Genomic DNA, 18,457 nt, shown 5'->3' with positions numbered 1-18,457 from the left:
CGCGGTCATGCCGAACGCCGGCTGGCTTGCATCATCTGCAGGCTGCGCACCCGGCGGCGCAGGATCTCGTTGCGCATCGCTGCCAGATGCAGCGTGACGAACAGCAGCGAGAACGCCACCGCCATCACCAGCAGCGGAATCAGGAAGCTGCGGTCGAGCGAAGATCCGCCCATCCGCAGCACCGACGCCGGCTGATGCAGCGTATTCCACCAGTCCACCGAGAATTTGATGATCGGCAGATTGAGAGCGCCGACCAGCGTCAGTACCGCGGCGGCGCGCGCCGCGCGCGACGGGTCTTCCACAGCGCGCCACAGCGCGATCAGGCCGAGATACATCAGGAACAGGATCAGCACCGAGGTCAGCCGCGCATCCCACTCCCAGTAGGTGCCCCACATCGGCCGCCCCCATAGCGAGCCGGTGACCAGGGCCAGAAAGGTGAAGGCCGCGCCGATCGGGGCGGCGGCCTTGGCGGCGACATCCGCCAGCGGATGCCGCCATACTAGCGTGCCCAGGGCGGCAACGCTCATCACGCCCCAGACGAACATCGCGAGCCAGGCATTCGGCACATGGACGAACATGATCTTGACGGTGGCGCCCTGCTGGTAATCGTCGGGCGCCATCGCGGCCTGGTAGAGGCCGATCAGCAGCAGGATGGCGGTTGCGGCCGCAAGCCACGGCAGGACCCGTGAAGTCAGGTTGAGGAACCGGGTCGGGTTGGCGAGATCGATCAGCGTCATGGCATCCCTGATAGTCGCAGCACTCGCGGCAGGCAATCTGACTTCGTTTGTTTCATTTCGGCTCCGCGAGAGTTGATCGGCATCAATCCAGCCCGTGCCGCAGGCTGGCGGCGGCCGCGAACGGTCCGATCACGAGGCTGACGAGGGATAGCGCGCACAGGATCGAAAACGGCGTACCGAACGCCAGCGGCCCCGATATCGCGGCCTGCGAGGCGGCGACGCCGAAAATGAGTACCGGGATCGACAGCGGCAGCACCAGCACGGCCAGCAATAATCCGCCGCGATGCAGCGTCACCGCCAGCGCGGCGCCGATCATGCCGGTGAAGGTCAGCGCCGGCGTGCCCGCCAGCAGTGTCAGCGCCACCGCCGCCGTTGCGGTCGCATCCAGGTTCAACAGCAGGCCGAGCACCGGGGTGGCGAGAATCAGCGGCACCCCCGCCGCCAGCCAGTGCGCCAGCGCCTTTGCCGCGCAGGTCAGTTCCAGCGGCGTGCGGCTCATCACGATCAGGTCGAGCGAACCATCCTCATGGTCGGCCATGAACAGCCGGTCGAGCGTGAGAAGGCTCGCCAGCAGCGCGCCGAGCCAGAGAATCGCAGGGCCCAGCCGCGTCAGCAATGCGAGGTCGGGGCCGACCGCGAACGGCATCAGCACCACGACGGTGAGGAAGAACAGCACGCCGATCAGCGCGCCGCCGCCGACCCGCAGCGCGATCCGGATATCCCGTCGAATCAGGGCGGCCAGCGCGGTCATGCGGCATCCCCGATCCGCAACTCGCGCGCGGCAATTCCCAGCGGCGCATGGGTCGCGGCGATGATGAGGCCGCCGCGGGCCAGGTGATCGCCCATCAGGGCTGCGAACATCGCCTGCCCCGAGGTATCGAGCGCATTGGTGGGCTCGTCCAGCAGCCAGATCGGCCGGCGTGCAGCGAGCAGCCGGGCGATCGAGAGCCGCCGCCGCTGCCCGGCCGACAGAAACGCCGCCGGCAGCTGTGCGGCGTGATCGAGCCCCACCGCGGCCAGGCATTCCGCCAGGTCGAAGGCCTCGCCGCCGAGAAATTCCCGCCAGAAGGCGAGGTTTTCCAGCACACTGAGGGCAGGCTTGAGCGCGTCGCGATGGCCGAGCAAATGGGCCTGTTCGGGCAGGGTCAGCTCTCCGGTGCCGCCTTCGAGACCGATCGATCCGCCCTCCGGCGTCAGCAGGCCCGCGATCAACCGCAGCAGGGAGGTCTTGCCGGAGCCGTTGCGGCCGGTCACGGCCAGCGCCTCGCCGGCGGACGCCGAGAAATCGAGGCCGGAAAACACCTCCCGGCCGCCCCGCACACATCTGACGCCGCTTCCCGAGAGCCGCATTCTGGCCTTTCACAGCCCTTTGGAAACTATCGGTACCGCATCAGAATTTGTGGGTACCGCAATGCTGCAGCACGCTTGCCGGTGTGGCGGTGCTCCTGGAAAGATTCTATAAGCCGGAACTTGATGCAGCACACAATCGGCCGCTGCAAGCCACCAGGCCAAGCCTCTCCTGCGGTGCCTAAATACCCTTGCCGGGTATAACTGACAATTGGGATTGCCACACATGACCTCGCTCGACAGCTTCAAATGCCAAAAGACCCTCAAGGTTGGTGGCAAGACCTACGTGTATTACAGCCTGCCCGCCGCCGAGAAGAACGGTCTGAAGGGAATTTCCAGGCTTCCTTATTCGATGAAGGTGCTGCTGGAAAACCTGCTGCGCAATGAAGACGACCGCTCGGTCAAGAAGGCGGACATCGTCGCGTTCTCGAAATGGCTGAAGAAGCGCAGGCTCGAGCATGAAATCTCGTTCCGCCCGGCGCGGGTGCTGATGCAGGATTTCACCGGCGTGCCGGCGGTGGTCGATCTCGCGGCGATGCGCAATGCCATGCAGGCGCTCGGCGGCGACGCCGAGAAGATCAATCCGCTGGTGCCGGTCGACCTCGTCATCGACCACAGCGTGATCGTCAACTTCTTCGGCGACAACAAGGCGTTCGGCAAGAACGTGGTCGAGGAATACAAGCAGAACCAGGAACGCTACGAATTCCTGAAATGGGGCCAGAAGGCGTTTTCGAACTTCTCGGTGGTGCCGCCCGGCACCGGCATCTGCCATCAGGTCAATCTGGAATATCTCGCGCAGACGGTCTGGACCCGCAAGGAGAAGATGACGGTCGGCAAGAAGAAGGGCACCTTCGAGGTGGCCTATCCCGACACCCTGGTCGGCACCGATTCGCACACCACCATGGTCAACGGCCTTGCGGTGCTGGGCTGGGGCGTCGGCGGCATCGAGGCGGAAGCCGCGATGCTCGGCCAGCCGCAGTCGATGCTGCTGCCGGAAGTGATCGGCTTCAAGCTCAAGGGCGCGCTGAAGGAAGGCGTCACCGCCACCGACCTGGTGCTGACCGTGACCCAGATGCTGCGCAAGCAGGGCGTGGTCGGAAAGTTCGTCGAGTTCTTCGGCCCCGGTCTGGATCATCTCTCCGTCGCCGACAAGGCGACCATCGGCAACATGGCCCCGGAATATGGCGCGACCTGCGGTTTCTTCCCGGTCGACGCCGCGACCATCGACTATCTCAAGACCTCGGGCCGCAAGGCTGACCGCGTCGCGCTGGTGACCGCCTACGCCAAGGCGCAGGGCATGTTCCGCACCGCCAAGTCGCCGGATCCGGTGTTTACCGAAACCCTGACGCTCGATCTCGCCGACGTGGTGCCGTCGATGGCCGGCCCGAAGCGCCCGGAGGGCCGCGTCGCGCTGCCCGCGGTCGCCGCCGGCTTCGCCGCGGCGATGGCCAGCGAATACAAGAAGGCCATCGAGGCCTCGAAGCGCTACGCGGTGGAAAACCGCAATTTCGATCTCGGCCATGGCGACGTGGTGATCGCGGCGATCACCTCGTGCACAAACACCTCCAATCCGAGCGTGCTGATCGGCGCCGGCCTGCTGGCGCGCAACGCCGCCGCCAGGGGCCTCACGTCAAAGCCCTGGGTGAAAACCTCGCTGGCGCCGGGCAGCCAGGTGGTCGCGGAATATCTGTCCAATTCCGGACTGCAGCTCGCGCTCGACAAGGTCGGCTTCAACCTGATCGGTTTCGGCTGTACCACCTGCATCGGCAATTCGGGCCCGCTGCCGGAAGAGATTTCGAAATCGATCAACGACAACGGCATCATCGCCGCCGCCGTGCTGTCGGGTAACCGCAACTTCGAGGGCCGCGTCAGCCCCGACGTGCAGGCCAACTATCTTGCCTCGCCGCCGCTGGTGGTCGCCTATGCGCTGGCGGGAACCGTGACCAGGGATCTCTCGGTCGAACCGATCGGCACCGGCAAGGACGGCAAGCCGGTGTACCTGCGGGACATCTGGCCGACCACCAAGGAGATCAACGCCTTCATGAAGAAGTACGTCACCGCGGCGATCTTCAAGAAGCGCTACGCCGATGTGTTCAAGGGCGACACCAACTGGCGCAAGATCAAGACCGTCGAGAGCGAGACCTATCGCTGGAACATGAGCTCGACCTATGTGCAGAACCCGCCCTATTTCGAAGGCATGAAGAAGGAGCCGGAGCCGATCATCGACGTCGTCGACGCGCGGATCCTGGCGATGTTCGGCGACAAGATCACCACCGACCACATCTCGCCGGCCGGCGCGATCAAGCTGACCTCGCCCGCCGGCAAATATCTCAGCGAGCACCAGGTACGTCCGGCCGACTTCAATCAGTACGGCACCCGGCGTGGCAACCATGAGATCATGATGCGCGGCACCTTCGCCAACATCCGCATCAAGAACTTCATGCTGAAGGGCGCCGACGGCAACATTCCGGAAGGCGGCCTGACCAAGCATTGGCCCGACGGCGAGCAGATGTCGATCTACGACGCCGCGATGAAGTACCAGGCGGAGCAGGTGCCGCTGGTGGTTTTCGCCGGCGCCGAATACGGCAACGGCTCGTCGCGCGACTGGGCCGCGAAGGGAACGCGGCTGCTCGGCGTCCGCGCCGTGATCTGCGAGAGCTTCGAGCGTATCCACCGCTCAAACCTGGTCGGCATGGGTGTGCTGCCGCTGACCTTCGAGGACGGCGCATCATGGACCTCGATCGGCATGAAGGGTGACGAGACGGTCACGATCCGCGGGCTGCAGGGCGACCTCAGGCCGCGGCAGAAGCTGACGGCGGAAATCGTCTCCCGCGATGGTTCGCTGCAGCGCGTTTCGCTGCTGTGCCGCATCGATACCCTCGACGAGCTCGAATATTACCGCAACGGCGGCATCCTGCATTACGTGCTGCGCAAGCTGGCCGCGTAATCGTGATCGGGGCCTCACCGCTAAGTGAGTGGCGAGTAACGGGAAGGCGGCCTATGAAGGGCCGCGTTCGCGCGTTTAAGCCACAAATCTTAACGGCCAAATCCTGACGGCCTTGATGCGAATGCCCGGCGGTTCTCTGATATGACAGTATTGATGGCCTGTAACTCTATCTCACGATGGTCGGGGGCGCTCGGCGTCTGCGCCATTGTGGCGATCATCAGTCCGGCCCATGCCGACCCGCGCGCGGTGGTCGAATTGTTCACGTCGCAGGGATGCTCGTCATGCCCGCCGGCCGACAAGATCATCGGTGATCTCGCCAGGGATCCCGACGTGATCGCGCTGAGCATGCCGATCGACTACTGGGATTATCTCGGCTGGAAGGACACGCTGGCTGATTCACGTTTCAGCGCGCGTCAGAAAGCCTATTCGGCAGCGCGCGGCGATCGCAACGTCTACACGCCGCAGGTCATCGTCAACGGGTCGGCACAGGTGATCGGCAGTGATCGCGCCGCGATCGACAGCGCGATCGGCGATACCGCGAAGGCCGACGGCGTCATGTCGGTGCCGGTATCGATCGCGCTGGCCGGCAAGCAGGTGACGGTTTCGGTCGCCGCCTCGACCAAGGGCCCCGCCGCTTCACTCGGCGAAGTCTGGATCTGTTCGGTCACCAGGGAAGTGCCGATTTTGATCGGGAAGGGCGAGAATCGCGGGCAGAAGGTCACCTACTACAATGTGGTGCGCAATCTGCTCAAGGTCGGCGACTGGAACGGCTCGGCCGGCAGCTGGACCGTGCCGCTGGAGAATATTTCACACGAAGGCATCGATGCCGCGGTGGTGTTCGTCCAGGGCGGCAGGCGGGAAAAGCCCGGCGCGATGTTGGGGGCCGCGTACAGGTCGCTGCGCTGAGATTTTCTTCCAGTCATTCCGGGGCGCGCGCGAATCCGGAATCTCATTCAGGCAATGAAAGGCTGCTGGATTCCGGGTTCGCGCGCGCCCCGGAATGACGGCTAAGAATCCACACGCGCAAAACAAAAAGGACCAACTTTCGTTGGCCCAGTATGGGGATAAACTATCCTGCGAACAGGCCCGATCCCGACTGCCCCGGGGGGCTGGGGGCTGAGGAATCCGGAGCTGAAAGGACCGGGCCAACGCAGGATTTGTTTGTCGCAACCCGAAAGGGCGGGCGCTTGGCGGAAGTGGGGCGGTATTATGATTGCTCTAACGTTCCCGTGACGTCGGTCTGGAGGGCGGCCATTCCGTCCTGGGTCCAATTCGATCACCCTGGCCTCTTGCAGGCGCGTCCGGTTGGCGCAATCATGTCGCCGAGATGACACGGAGGCGCCCATGAGTTCAACGTCGGAGGAAGCCGATCCGAGCGAGGCCCGCGCGGCGGTGCGCAATGGCGCTGCAAGTCCAACGCCGAGCCTCGTGACCTTTAATCGTATCGAACTCAATCGCATCTTGAATCTGTACGGGCGCATGGTCGCCGACGGCGAATGGCGCGACTACGCCATCGATTTTCTGAGAGATCGCGCGGTGTTCTCGGTGTTCCGCCGCGCCTCGGAAGTTCCGATCTACCGCATCGAGAAAGATCCGCGGCTGGCGCGCAAGCAGGGCATCTACAGCGTGATCTCGGCAAGCGGGCTGATCCTGCGCCGCGGCCATGAACTCGATCGCGTGCTGCTGGTGATCGACCGCAAGCTGGCGGTGGTGTGACATTCGCTTGTCATTCCGGACCAGCGCGCAGCGCTGGATCCGGAATCTCGAGATCGGACACGTGCTTGCTTCGCCAGATTCCGGGTTCGGCTCTGGCGTGCCGCCCCCGGAATGACATTGACACGGCATTGCATGGGGTTGTTTTCGATATTTTGAATCAGCCAGCCGGCAATGTCGTGCCGCCATCCCCCAGCGCGCGCTGCATCATCACGGTATCGAGCCAGCGGCCGAATTTGAAGCCGACATCGGGATGGGTGCCGATCATCTGAAATCCGCATCTGGTATGCACGCCGATCGACCCGGCGTTGGCGGAATCGCCGATGACCGCGATCATCTGGCGATAGCCGCGTGCTTCGCATTCGGCGATCAGCCGTTGCAGCAATTGCATGCCGACCCCGCGGCGGTGGATTGCCGGTTGAAGATAGACCGAATTTTCCACCGTGAATCGATAGGCCGGCCGCGGCCGGTAAGCCCCGGCATAGGCGTATCCGACCACCCGGCCTTCGAGCACGGCGGTGAAATAGGGAAAGCCGCCTTCCATCAGCACGCCGTAGCGCCGGGTCATCTCGGTGAGGTCGGGTGGGATCAATTCGAAGGTCGCGGTGCCGTAGCGGACCGCGTGTTCGTAGATTTCGGTGATGGCGGGCAGGTCGGCCGCGGTGGTGAGCCTGATGTCGAGCGTGTGCATGGCGAGGAGATTATTTTACTCCCCGCAAAAGAAAAAGCCCCGGCCGTGAGGCCGGGGCTCGAACTACTCCGCTTCAGGGAAGCCGTCAGTCGCGTTGACCGAGCAACTGCAGCAGCAGCGTGAACAGGTTGATGAAGTTCAGGTAGAGCGACAGGGCACCGGTAATCGCCGCACGCTCCGCCACTTCACCGCCCTCGGAGGCGAAGCCGTAGATGTAGTCGTTCTTCAGCCGCTGGGTATCCCAGGCGGTGAGGCCCGCGAACACCAGCACGCCCACCACCGACACGATGAACTGCAGCATCGAGCTGGCGAGGAAGATGTTGACCACGCTCGCGATGATGATGCCGAACAGGCCCATGATCAGGAACGAGCCCATGCCGGTCAGGTCACGCTTGGTGGTGTAGCCGTAGAGGCTGAGCGCGCCAAACGCCGCCGAGGTGATGAAGAACACCCGCACGATCGAGGTGTGCGTGTACACCAGGAAGATCGACGACAGCGAGATGCCCATCAACGCCGCGAACGCCCAGAACATCAGCTGCGCCGTTGCGGGCTTGAGCCGGTTGATGCCGAACGAAATCGCGAACACCATGGCGAGCGGCGCCAGGATGAACAGCCACTTCAGCGGGCTGACATACATCGCGTAGCCAAACTGCGTCAGATAGGCGTTGCCGAACTTGGCCGCGGCGCCGGCCTGATCGGTGGTCACCGCTGCCATATACACGCCGAGCGCGGCGAGGCCGGTGATGGCCAGGCCGATCGTCATGTAGTTGTAGATGCGCAGCATGTAGGAGCGCAGACCGGCGTCGACGGTCGCAGCGTCAGTGCGCCCGGCGGCCCGGCCGAAGGGAGAAGCGTAGTTGCGGTCTAGGTCCGACATGGTCGAATTCCCATCTTGTTGGCCCGGCGAAGCAAGGGTTTGCGGCGCCAGCTAGAAACTATCTCAGATACCGTCACTCGCTGACATTGCATTGCGTCAACAAACCGGCGTCTGACCCGATTGGTATGTGGGAAACTAACACATTCACCGCAAGCTTCCATGCGCGGCTGAATGTCGCTCTGCGGCATGTTATCAGGGCGCCTGATGCGGGGAGTGCTGAAAATCCCCGACAATTGGCCGGTTCGCGGCGACCCGCGTTAACCCTGCGACAACCTGTTCAGTTTGTCATAAATTCCGCAGCACGGTTGCCGGCTTCTGGTTCAGGGCCAGCAGCGTGCCGAGCAGCCCGAGGCCGACCGTCACGATCAGCGCCGCCGCCACCACGCCCGCGGCGCTGCCGGCCTGCCAGACGAAGCTCAGGGTCATCAGCCGGGTCACGATCAGCCAGGCGGCAACGGAACCGGCGATCACCCCGAAAATCGCGGTGGCAAAGCCGATCATCAGATATTCCAGCGCGTAGGCGCCGAGCAGCCGCGCCCTTGTGGCGCCCAGGGTTTTCAGGATCACGGCGTCATAGACCCGGTGGCGGTGGCCGGCGGCCAGCGCGCCGCCCAGCACCAGAATGGCCGAGATCAACGTCACCGTGCTGGCGCCGCGGATCGCCAGCACCAGATTGGTCACCACCGTACCGATGGTCTCCAGCGCCTCACGCACGCGCACGCTGGTCACCATCGGGAAGGCGTCGGCCACCGCCTTGACGATCCGGGCGTCGCCGGCCGGGTCCGGGTGCGCCTCGGTCAGGGTCGCGATATGGGTATGCGGCGCGCCCTTGAAGGCGTTGGGCGAGAACACCAGCGCGAAATTGATGCCGAGCCCCTGCCAGTCCACGGTGCGCGTATTGCCGATGGTGGAGGGAATGTCGCGGCCGAGCACATTGACGACGATTTCGTCGCCGACCTTGAGCCCCAGCCCGTTGGCGATTTTCTTCTCGATCGAGACCAGCGGCGGGCCGGCATAATCGGCGCTCCACCATTGGCCCTCGACCACCTTCGATCCCTTGGGGATTTCGCCGGTATAGGTCAGGCCGCGGTCGCTCTGCAGCACCCAGGCGATGTCGGATGACGGCTTGAGGTCTTCCGCCTTGAGGCCGCGGGCGCCGACGATACGGCCGCGCAGCATCGGCACATCCTCGACGGTGGATTGCGGCGCGGTCGCCTTCAGGAAGGCGTCGAAGCGCTCGGACTCGCCGGTGGGAATATCGATGAAATAGAACGATGGCGCGCGGTCCGGCAACGCCGCCAGGAATTGCCGTCGCAGATTGCCGTCGATCTGGGTGATGGTGACCAGCACCGCGAGGCCGAGGCCGAGCGACATCACCACCGACGGTGTCAGCGCGCCGGGCCGGTAGATATTGGCGATCGCCAGCCGCAGCATGGTGACGCGGGTGCGCGGCAGGCGTCGCGCCAGCGCCATCAGGCCGGCGGCGATGCCGCGCAGCAGCGCGAACACCACGATCGAGGAAGCCACGAACACCGCTGCGATCCGCTTGTCATAGGCCAGCCCGATCGCCACCGCGATCAGCAGCGAGATCACGACCGCCATCAGCACGAGATAACCCCAGCGCGGACGATGCCATTCGCTGCTCACCGCCTCGCGGAACAGCGCCGCCACCGGCACGTCATGCACCCGGCCGAGCGGCCACAGTCCGAAGGCGAGCGCCGTCAGCAGGCCGTAGACGAACGACAGCGCCAGTTCATCGAGATGCAGCGCCGGCGCCACGGGCAGCGGCAGCAGCGTGCCGAACACGCCGACAATGGCGAAGGGCAGTGCCGCGCCGGCGACGAGGCCGATCACCGAGCCGACGGTCGCGAGCACGACCACCTGGGTCAAATAGATGGTGAAGACGTCGCGGCCGGTGGCGCCCAGCGCCTTGAAGGCGGCGATGACGTCGCGGCGGCGATCGATATGGCTCTTGACGGCGTTGGCGACGCCGACGCCGCCGACCAGCAGCGCGGCGAGGCCGACCAGGGTCAGGAACTGGGTGAAGCGGTTGATGGTGCGTTCGAGTTGCGGCGAGGCATTGCCGCGGCTGCGAATCTCCCAGCCGGCTTCGGGCAGGTTGCTTCGCGCGGCATCGGCGAGCGCGGTCGCGGCGCGATCATTGGCGGCATTATCGGGCAACCTGACCCGGTAGATCCAGCGCACCAGGCTGCCCGGTTGCAGCAACTCGGTCGCGCGCAGGCCGGCTTCGCTGACCAGGAATCGCGGGCCGAGGCCGACGCCGCCGGCCAATTTGTCCGGTTCGGCCGAGACCACGCTGCGAATCTGGAATGTCGCATTGCCGACGGAGATGCGGTCGCCGATTTTCAGATCGAGCCGCGCCAGCAGGATCGAATCGGCGGCCGCCCCGAATGCGCCGTCACGCTGGGCCAGCAAATCCGCCACCGGCACTTTCGGTTGGAGAGTCAACTCGCCGAGCATCGGGTAGGCGCGGTCGACCGCCTTGAGCTCGACCAGTGCGAGGCGGCCGTCGCCGGTGCGCGCCATGCCGCGCAGCGTCGCCGCGACCGACACTTCGCCGCGCGACCGCAGAAACGCGATTTCGTCCGGCTTGGCCTCGCGCTGAATCAGGGAGAAGGCGACGTCGCCGCCGAGCAGCGTGCGGCCTTCGCGCGCCAGTCCGTCGCCGAGGCTCGCCGCCACCGACCCGACCCCGGCAATCGCCAAAACGCCAAGCGCGATACAGGCGATGAAGACGTAGAAGCCGCGCAGGCCGCTGCGCAATTCGCGCAGCGCGTAGCGCAAGGCGAGCGCCGTGGCGCGGCTGCCGGAGGCGGGTTCGGCGGCAATACGTTCGAGGGCGAGGCTCATGAAGCGGCTTCGCGATCGGCGGGCTGGGTGTCGATCCGGCCGGAACGCAGCCGCACCACGCGGTCGCAGCGCTGCGCCAGCGAGGTATCGTGGGTGACCAGCACCAGCGTCATGCCGCGCTCGGCATGCTTGGTGAACAGCAGATCGACGATCTGCTTGCCGGTGGCTTCGTCGAGATTGCCGGTCGGCTCGTCCGCCACCAGGATCGCCGGATCGGGCGCCAGCGCACGGGCCAGTGCTACCCGCTGCTGTTCGCCGCCGGACAATTGGGTGGGGTAATGATGCAGGCGGTCGCCGAGACCGACCGATGTCAGTTCCTGCGCCGCGCGTCTCGACGCATCGGGATTGCCGGCCAGTTCCAGCGGCACCGCGACATTTTCCAGCGCCGTCATGGTCGGAATCAGGTGGAACGACTGGAACACGATGCCGACCTGGCGGCCGCGAAAGCGCGCCAGCGCGTCTTCGTCGAGGGCATTGAACGGGGTGCCGCTGACCACCACCTCTCCGCTGTCAGGACGCTCCAATCCCGCCATCACCATCAGCAGGGTAGATTTTCCTGAACCGGAGGGGCCGATCAGGCCGATTGCTTCACCCGAAGCGACCCGCAGGCTGATATCCTTGAGGATATGAACGCGTGCCGCCCCCGTGCCGAGCGAGAGATTGACGTTGGTGATGGCAATGGTGTCCGGCGCGAGGCCGGCCAGTGATGAGGGTTTGATGAGACTGTCCATGGTCCGCTCATATGGCACTTCCTCGGGCGAGGTCGAGGGGGGGTGGCGGATGTTCGCGCACATGCTCGTGTTGAGCCTGTTGCTGCTGGCGCCCGCCACGGCCTCGGCCCAGGTGACGGCGGCCCGCGAGACCAAGCCGGTGAAGATGGTGGTCCTGGGTGATTCGCTGAGTGCCGGCTTTGGCCTGTCGGCCCCCGTTGCGTTTCCGGCTCGGTTACAAAAGGCCTTGCAGTCCAAGGGGATAGCGGTCGATATGATCAACGCCGGGGTTTCCGGCGACACCAGTTCGGGCGGCCGTGACCGGCTCGACTGGTCGGTGCCGGAGGGCACGGAGGCCGTGATTGTCGAACTCGGCGCCAATGACGCGCTGCGCGGCGTCGATCCCAAGGTCACCCGATCGGCCCTGACGGACATTCTGACGCGGCTGAAGGCGCGCAAGATCGCCGTTCTACTGTGCGGCATGTACGCACCGCCGAATTACGGGGCCGATTACGCGGCCCGCTTCAACGCCATCTATCCCGATATCGCCCGGGAGTTCGGCGTGTCGCTGTATCCGTTTTTCCTCGAGGGCGTCGCCACCGAGGCCAGGCTCAATCAACCGGACGGTCTGCATCCGACCGCGGAAGGCATCGACGTCATCGTCAAGAACATCCTGCCCACGGTGGAGGCATTTCTGGGTGCGATAACAGGGCAACGCAGCTGAAAAACAGGCAGCGATAACCTTAAGCACAGGAGTTTCCCCGGGTCCTCACGCCGGATGCTTCGCAGAGTCATATTCTTGCGGTAAAAATAGCCATCGGTGATTCGATACCGGGTTTCTTGCATCGGGAGTCGTGCGATGCCGCGTTTGTTCACTGGACTGGAAATCCCGGCCGAGATCGGCCAGACGCTTTCCCATTTGCGTGGCGGCCTGCCGGGCGCGCGCTGGATCGACCCCGAAAATTACCACGTCACCTTGCGCTTCATCGGCGATATCGACGGTGTCGCGGCGAATGAAATCGCCTCGCTGCTGTTCCGCATCAACCGCAAGCCGTTCGAAGTCGCCCTGCAGGGCCTGTCGAGTTTCGGCGGAAAGAAACCACGCGCCGTGGTCGCCTCGGTGGTGCCGAGCCGCCCTTTGATCGAGTTGCAGGCCGAGCTGGAACGCCTGATGCAACGCATCGGGCTCGATCCCGAGGGCCGCAAGTTCACCCCGCATGTGACGCTGGCGCGGCTGCGCGACGCCTCCAACCAGGATGTCGCCGATTATCTGTCGGTGCGCGGCTATTTCCCCACGCGCGTGTTCACGGCATCGCGCTTCGTGCTGTTCTCCTCGCGCGCCTCCACCGGCGGCGGCCCCTACGTGGTCGAGGATTCCTACGCGCTGAGCGCGTGAGGGCTTCACCTCGCCATCGCTTGCGGGGAGAGGTCGAATTTCAAGCGTAGCGAGAAATTCGAGTGAGGGGGACTATCCGCGGGTCGTAATGGTTGAGAGAGCCCCTCAACCTGACCCTCTCCCCGTAAGAACGGGGCGCGGGAGAAGAAAGCGCATACCCCTCACACCAATTCACGGCTTGCAATTTTGCTCCCGCTAGGGCCGTAAGGGGCCATGCTGCCTCCGCCCGACGTCTCGTTCCTTAGCCATTATCAGAGCCTCGTGTCCTCGGGCGCGATCGAGGCCGATGCTGCGCAGGCGGCAGCCGTCGATGCGTTCGCGGACCTCGAGGCGCGGCTCGCCGGCTACAAGCCGCTGCGCAAGCAGAGCCTGTTCGGCCGGCTGTTCGGCGACAAGGACGAGGCGCCGCCGAGCGGCCTCTACGTCCATGGCGAAGTCGGGCGCGGCAAGACCATGCTGATGGATCTGTTTTTCCAGCAGAGCCCGGTGCTGCACAAGCGCCGCGCCCATTTCCATGAATTCATGGCCGAGGTGCATGAGCGGATCTACGGCTACCGCCAGAACATCAAGCGCGGCGAGATCTCCGACGGCGATGTGATCGGGCTCACGGCAGCGGCGATTTTCGACGAGGCCTGGCTGTTGTGTTTCGACGAATTCCACGTCACCGACATCGCCGACGCGATGATCTTAGGCCGTCTGTTCTCAAAATTGTTCGAGCTCGGCACCGTGGTGGTGGCGACCTCCAACGTCGCGCCCGACGATCTCTACAAGGGCGGCCTCAACCGCGCGCTGTTCCTGCCCTTCATCGCGCATATTTCCGCCCATATGGACGTGCTGCGGCTCGACGCCCGCACCGACTTCCGGCTCGAAAAACTCGCGGGCGTAAAAATGTGGCTGGTGCCGGCGGACCAGGCCGCAGCCGATGCCCTCGGCAGGGCCTGGGTCAGGATAACCGGCAACGCGCCCCGCAAGCCCCGCGATATTTCGATCAAGGGCCGCATCCTGCATGTGCCGTGTTCGGCGCATGGCGTGGCGCGGTTTTCGTTTCCCGATATCTGCGAGAAGCCGCTGGCAGCGTCCGACTATCTGCGGCTGGCGCATGATTATCACACCATCATGATCGATCGCATTCCGGCGATGGATTATGCCGATCGCAACGCCGCCAAGCGCTTCATCACGCTGATCGACACGCTCTATGACAACGCCGTGAAGCTGATGGCCTCGGCCGAGGCCGACCCGCTGTTGCTGTATGCCGCGACCCAGGGCCATGAGGCCAGCGAGTTCAAGCGGACGTCATCGCGGCTGATCGAGATGAGCTCGGAGTCCTATCTGGCGCTGCCCCACGGCCATAGGGATTCCGAGGCGAGCGGCTCGAGTACGGGATTGGTGGAGACCTGACGGCGTAGCCGTTATTCCGGGGCGATGCGTCAGCATCGAACCCGGAATCTCGAGATTCCGGGTCTGGTGCTGACGCACCATCCCGGAATGACGATTGGCCCTAACCGAAATCGAGGCAGGGCCGATAATTGGGCATAGGTTGACTTGAATGGGTCCCTCGAAAGGGATAACCAGCCATCCAGCTTCCTTCTATCCCTCTCCTTGACCTTCACAGGACAGATTTCCCATGGCGCGTGACAAGATTGCTTTGGTTGGCTCCGGTCAGATCGGCGGAACACTGGCTCATCTCATCGGCCTGAAAGAGCTCGGCGACGTCGTGATGTTCGACATCGCCGAGGGCGTGCCGCAGGGCAAGTCGCTCGATATCGCGCAATCCTCGCCGGTCGACGGTTTCGACGCGCATTTCACCGGCGCCAATTCCTATGAGGCGCTCGACAACGCCAAGGTCTGCATCGTCACCGCCGGCGTGCCGCGCAAGCCCGGCATGAGCCGCGATGATCTCCTCAGCATCAATCTGAAGGTGATGGAGCAGGTCGGCGCCGGCATCAAGAAATACGCCCCCGAAGCCTTCGTCATCTGCATCACCAATCCGCTCGACGCCATGGTGTGGGCGCTGCAGAAGGCCTCGGGCATGCCGCACAAGAAGGTGGTGGGCATGGCGGGGGTGCTGGATTCCTCGCGCTTCCGCTATTTCCTGGCCGACGAGTTCAACGTCTCGGTCGAGGACGTCACCGCCTTCGTGCTGGGCGGCCATGGCGACACCATGGTGCCGCTGGTGAAATACTCCACCGTGGCCGGCATTCCCTTGCCCGACCTGGTCAAGATGGGCTGGACCTCGCAGGCGCGGATCGACGAGATCGTCGACCGCACCCGCAATGGCGGCGCGGAGATCGTCAACCTCCTGAAGACCGGCTCGGCGTTCTATGCGCCTGCCGCCTCCGCGATCGCGATGGCCGAGAGCTATCTCAAGGACAAGAAGCGCGTGCTGCCCTGTGCGGCCTATCTCAACGGCGAATACGGCGTGAAGGACATGTATGTCGGCGTGCCTGTTGTCATCGGGTCGAAGGGCGTCGAGCGCATTGTCGAGATCGAGCTGGCCGGCAAGGACCGCGAAGCCTTCGACAAGTCGGTCGGCGCGGTACAGGGCCTGGTCGATGCCTGCAAGAAGATCGCGCCGGATCTGCTCGGCCGCTGATCCCATTTGGATTTCCGGCGTTTCCGTTTCCGGGGTTCGTAAGATGCGGACCCCGAATCAACAGCAGCACAGGTGCGATGAAATCCCGAAGGGTTTCGAATTTGCAGCGCCCGTGGTATATGGCATGCCAGATGGCAAAACGCGGTGAATTCCAAATTCACCGCACGAGGGTTCGGGGAACGTCCAGATGAACATCCATGAATACCAGGCCAAGGCGCTGCTGCGCGAATTCGGCATCCCGGTGCCGCGCGGCGTCGCCATTCTCAAGGCGTCGGACGCGGACCTCGCCACCGATGAACTCGGCGGTCCGGTCTGGGTGGTGAAGAGCCAGATCCATGCCGGCGGTCGCGGCAAGGGCAAGTTCAAGGAAGCCTCCGCCGGCGACAAGGGTGGCGTTCGCGTTACCAAATCGGCCGCCGACGTCAATCAATTCGTCAAGCAGATGCTGGGGGCGACGCTGGTCACCGAACAGACAGGCCCGGCCGGCAAGCAGGTCAATCGCCTCTATATCGAGGAAGGCTCCGAGATCGACAAGGAGTTCTATTTGTCGATCCTGGTCGACCGCGAAACCTCCCGTGTGGCGTTCGTGGTATCCACCGAAGGCGGCGTCAACATCGAGGAAGTCGCGCACAAGACGCCAGAGAAGATCGTAACCTTCTCGGTCGATCCTGCTACCGGAATCATGGGACACCACGGCCGCACAGTTGCGAAGGCGCTGGGCCTTGCCGGCAATCTCGCCAAGCAGGCGGAAAAACTGGTGGCGCAGCTCTATACCGCGTTCGTCGCCAAGGACATGGCGATGCTGGAGATCAATCCACTGGTGGTGACAAAACAGGGCGACCTGCGCGTGCTCGACGCCAAGGTGTCGTTCGACGACAACGCGCTGTACCGCCATCCCGAAGTTGTGGCGCTGCGCGACGAGACCGAGGAAGACGCCAAGGAAATCGAGGCCTCGAAATACGATCTCAACTACATCACGCTGGATGGCACCATCGGCTGCATGGTCAACGGCGCCGGTCTTGCGATGGCGACCATGGACATCATCAAGCTCTACGGCATGGCGCCGGCCAACTTCCTCGATGTCGGCGGTGGCGCTGACAAGGCCAAGGTCACCGCGGCGTTCAAGATCATCACCGCCGATCCCAATGTGAAGGGCATCCTGGTCAACATTTTCGGCGGCATCATGAAATGCGACATCATCGCCGAGGGCGTGATGGCTGCGGTGAAGGAAGTCGGCCTCAAAGTGCCGCTGGTGGTGCGGCTGGAAGGCACCAATGTCGAAGCCGGCAAGAAGATCATCGCCGATTCCGGTCTCAACGTGCTGACCGGCGACAATCTCGACGATTCCGCGCAGAAAATCGTCAAGGCCGTAAAGGGAGCCTGATCCGATGGCCCAGGACCGTCTCGCCACACCGACGCCGCTGGAGGAGCACCGCAAGCTGGCGGCGTTCGCGGGCGAGTGGTCCGGCGAGGAAATCGTCTATCCGTCGCGCTGGACCGCCGGCGGACCCGCCACCTCGCACGTCACCGCCCGCATCGATCTCAACGGCTTCTATCTGATCCAGGATACCCGCCAGACCCGCGACGGCAAGGATAGCTTCGCCACCCATGGCGTATTCACCTACGACCGCGAAGACCGGCTCTACAAATTGTTCTGGCACGACTCGCTCGGCTACTACCCGCCGTCGCCGGCCTCCGGCGGCTGGACCGGCCAGACCCTGATCCTGGTGCGCGGCTCGCTGCGCGGCAATGCCCGCCACGTCTATGAGATGATCGACGACAACAGCTACAGCATGAAAATCCAGTTCTCGCCTGACGCGGAAGGCTGGGCCGACGTGCTCACCGGCGTTTACCGGCGCATCCCCTGATCCCTTTGACCTGCCGCCCGCGAAAGCAAACCCAGACATGTCCATCCTGATCGACAAGAATACAAAAGTCATTTGCCAGGGTTTTACCGGCAAGAACGGCACTTTTCATTCGGAAGCGGCGATCGCCTATGGCACCAGGATGGTCGGCGGCACTTCGCCGGGTAAAGGCGGCGCTGTGCATCTCGGCCTGCCGGTGTTCGATACCGTGGCCGAGGCCCGTGACAGGACCGGGGCCAACGCCAGCGTGATCTACGTGCCGCCGCCGGGCGCGGCGGACGCGATCTGCGAAGCCATCGATGCGGAAATTCCGCTGATCATCTGCATCACCGAGGGCATTCCGGTGCTCGACATGGTCAGGGTAAAACGCTCGCTGGCGGGCTCGAAGTCGCGGCTGATTGGGCCGAATTGCCCCGGCGTGATGACGGCCGGCGAATGCAAGATCGGCATCATGCCGGCCAACATCTTCAAGCCGGGCAATGTCGGCATCGTCTCGCGGTCGGGCACGCTGACCTATGAAGCCGTGTTCCAGACCAGCCAGGAAGGTCTCGGCCAGACCACCGCGGTCGGCATCGGCGGCGACCCGGTCAAGGGCACCGAGTTCATCGACATGCTGGAGATGTTCCTGGCCGATCCCAAAACCACCTCGATCGTCATGATCGGCGAAATCGGCGGTTCCGCCGAGGAAGACGCCGCCCAATTCATCCGGG

17 protein-coding genes are annotated in these 18,457 nt (G+C 64.1%); 10 read left to right on the top strand and 7 right to left on the bottom strand.

Going from position 1 to position 18,457, the window contains the following annotated elements; genetic code table 11:
• Positions 1-5: 5 nt before the first annotated feature.
• From Q8N40_RS11270 to ccmA, 3 genes are all read right to left on the bottom strand, one after another.
• Positions 6-737, bottom strand: coding sequence for a heme ABC transporter permease (locus Q8N40_RS11270; protein ID WP_305321382.1), 732 nt, complete (start codon positions 735-737; stop codon positions 6-8).
• 82 nt (positions 738-819) lie between these two features.
• Positions 820-1,488, bottom strand: coding sequence for a heme exporter protein CcmB (ccmB, locus tag Q8N40_RS11265; protein ID WP_305321381.1), 669 nt, complete (start codon positions 1,486-1,488; stop codon positions 820-822).
• The gene (ccmA, locus tag Q8N40_RS11260) at positions 1,485-2,087 is read right to left on the bottom strand and encodes a heme ABC exporter ATP-binding protein CcmA (protein ID WP_305321380.1); all 603 of its coding nucleotides are present in this window, start codon (positions 2,085-2,087) and stop codon (positions 1,485-1,487) included. The genes ccmB and ccmA overlap by 4 nt, the downstream gene beginning before the upstream one ends.
• A gap of 223 nt (positions 2,088-2,310) precedes the next feature.
• Here ccmA and acnA point away from each other — a divergent pair, with 223 nt between their 5' ends.
• From acnA to Q8N40_RS11245, 3 genes are all read left to right on the top strand, one after another.
• Positions 2,311-5,031 carry an aconitate hydratase AcnA gene (gene acnA, locus Q8N40_RS11255; RefSeq protein ID WP_305711869.1) on the top strand — a complete coding sequence of 907 codons (2,721 nt, stop codon included), beginning with the start codon at positions 2,311-2,313 and terminating at the stop codon, positions 5,029-5,031.
• 141 nt (positions 5,032-5,172) lie between these two features.
• Positions 5,173-5,937, top strand: coding sequence for a thioredoxin family protein (locus tag Q8N40_RS11250; RefSeq protein WP_305322302.1), 765 nt, complete (start codon positions 5,173-5,175; stop codon positions 5,935-5,937).
• Between the two features lie 438 nt (positions 5,938-6,375).
• On the top strand, positions 6,376-6,747 hold the full coding sequence (locus Q8N40_RS11245) for a DUF2794 domain-containing protein (RefSeq protein ID WP_305322303.1): 372 nt from the start codon (positions 6,376-6,378) through the stop codon (positions 6,745-6,747).
• 157 nt (positions 6,748-6,904) lie between these two features.
• On the opposite strand, the gene Q8N40_RS11240 is transcribed toward Q8N40_RS11245, so the two are convergent.
• The 4 genes from Q8N40_RS11240 to Q8N40_RS11225 all read right to left on the bottom strand — a co-directional run bounded on the left by Q8N40_RS11240 (position 6,905) and on the right by Q8N40_RS11225 (position 11,914).
• Positions 6,905-7,435 carry a GNAT family N-acetyltransferase gene (locus Q8N40_RS11240; protein WP_305322304.1) on the bottom strand — a complete coding sequence of 177 codons (531 nt, stop codon included), beginning with the start codon at positions 7,433-7,435 and terminating at the stop codon, positions 6,905-6,907.
• A gap of 85 nt (positions 7,436-7,520) precedes the next feature.
• Positions 7,521-8,312, bottom strand: a complete 792-nt coding sequence (locus Q8N40_RS11235) for a Bax inhibitor-1/YccA family protein (RefSeq protein WP_305322305.1) — start codon at positions 8,310-8,312, stop codon at positions 7,521-7,523.
• Positions 8,313-8,597: 285 nt separating this feature from the next.
• On the bottom strand, positions 8,598-11,183 hold the full coding sequence (locus Q8N40_RS11230; RefSeq protein ID WP_305322306.1) for an ABC transporter permease: 2,586 nt from the start codon (positions 11,181-11,183) through the stop codon (positions 8,598-8,600).
• Positions 11,180-11,914 carry an ABC transporter ATP-binding protein gene (locus Q8N40_RS11225; RefSeq protein WP_305322307.1) on the bottom strand — a complete coding sequence of 245 codons (735 nt, stop codon included), beginning with the start codon at positions 11,912-11,914 and terminating at the stop codon, positions 11,180-11,182. Before Q8N40_RS11225 ends, Q8N40_RS11230 begins: the two co-directional genes overlap by 4 nt.
• Between Q8N40_RS11225 and Q8N40_RS11220 the strand changes: the two genes are divergently transcribed.
• From Q8N40_RS11220 to sucD, 7 genes are all read left to right on the top strand, one after another.
• The gene (locus Q8N40_RS11220) at positions 11,913-12,617 is read left to right on the top strand and encodes an arylesterase (RefSeq protein ID WP_370870976.1); all 705 of its coding nucleotides are present in this window, start codon (positions 11,913-11,915) and stop codon (positions 12,615-12,617) included. The two genes, Q8N40_RS11225 and Q8N40_RS11220, sit on opposite strands and share 2 nt — an antisense overlap.
• 135 nt (positions 12,618-12,752) lie before the next feature.
• Positions 12,753-13,289 (top strand): RNA 2',3'-cyclic phosphodiesterase, encoded by a 537-nt coding sequence (gene thpR / locus Q8N40_RS11215; protein WP_305322308.1) that lies wholly within the window; start codon positions 12,753-12,755, stop codon positions 13,287-13,289.
• A gap of 213 nt (positions 13,290-13,502) precedes the next feature.
• Positions 13,503-14,687 carry a cell division protein ZapE gene (gene zapE, locus Q8N40_RS11210; protein WP_305711868.1) on the top strand — a complete coding sequence of 395 codons (1,185 nt, stop codon included), beginning with the start codon at positions 13,503-13,505 and terminating at the stop codon, positions 14,685-14,687.
• 226 nt (positions 14,688-14,913) lie between these two features.
• Positions 14,914-15,882, top strand: coding sequence for a malate dehydrogenase (gene mdh / locus Q8N40_RS11205; protein ID WP_305322310.1), 969 nt, complete (start codon positions 14,914-14,916; stop codon positions 15,880-15,882).
• Positions 15,883-16,069: 187 nt separating this feature from the next.
• Positions 16,070-17,266, top strand: coding sequence for an ADP-forming succinate--CoA ligase subunit beta (gene sucC / locus Q8N40_RS11200; protein WP_305711867.1), 1,197 nt, complete (start codon positions 16,070-16,072; stop codon positions 17,264-17,266).
• Positions 17,267-17,270: 4 nt separating this feature from the next.
• Positions 17,271-17,750, top strand: coding sequence for a DUF1579 family protein (locus tag Q8N40_RS11195; protein ID WP_305711866.1), 480 nt, complete (start codon positions 17,271-17,273; stop codon positions 17,748-17,750).
• 37 nt (positions 17,751-17,787) lie between these two features.
• A partial coding sequence (sucD, locus tag Q8N40_RS11190) for a succinate--CoA ligase subunit alpha (protein WP_305711865.1) occupies positions 17,788-18,457 on the top strand: 670 nt, incomplete at its 3' end.

The organism is Bradyrhizobium sp. (assembly GCF_030693485.1).
Lineage (GTDB): Bacteria > Pseudomonadota > Alphaproteobacteria > Rhizobiales > Xanthobacteraceae > Bradyrhizobium.
The sequence above is the reverse complement of the archived record's forward strand: the minus strand, read 5'-3'. Positions and strand labels throughout refer to the sequence as shown.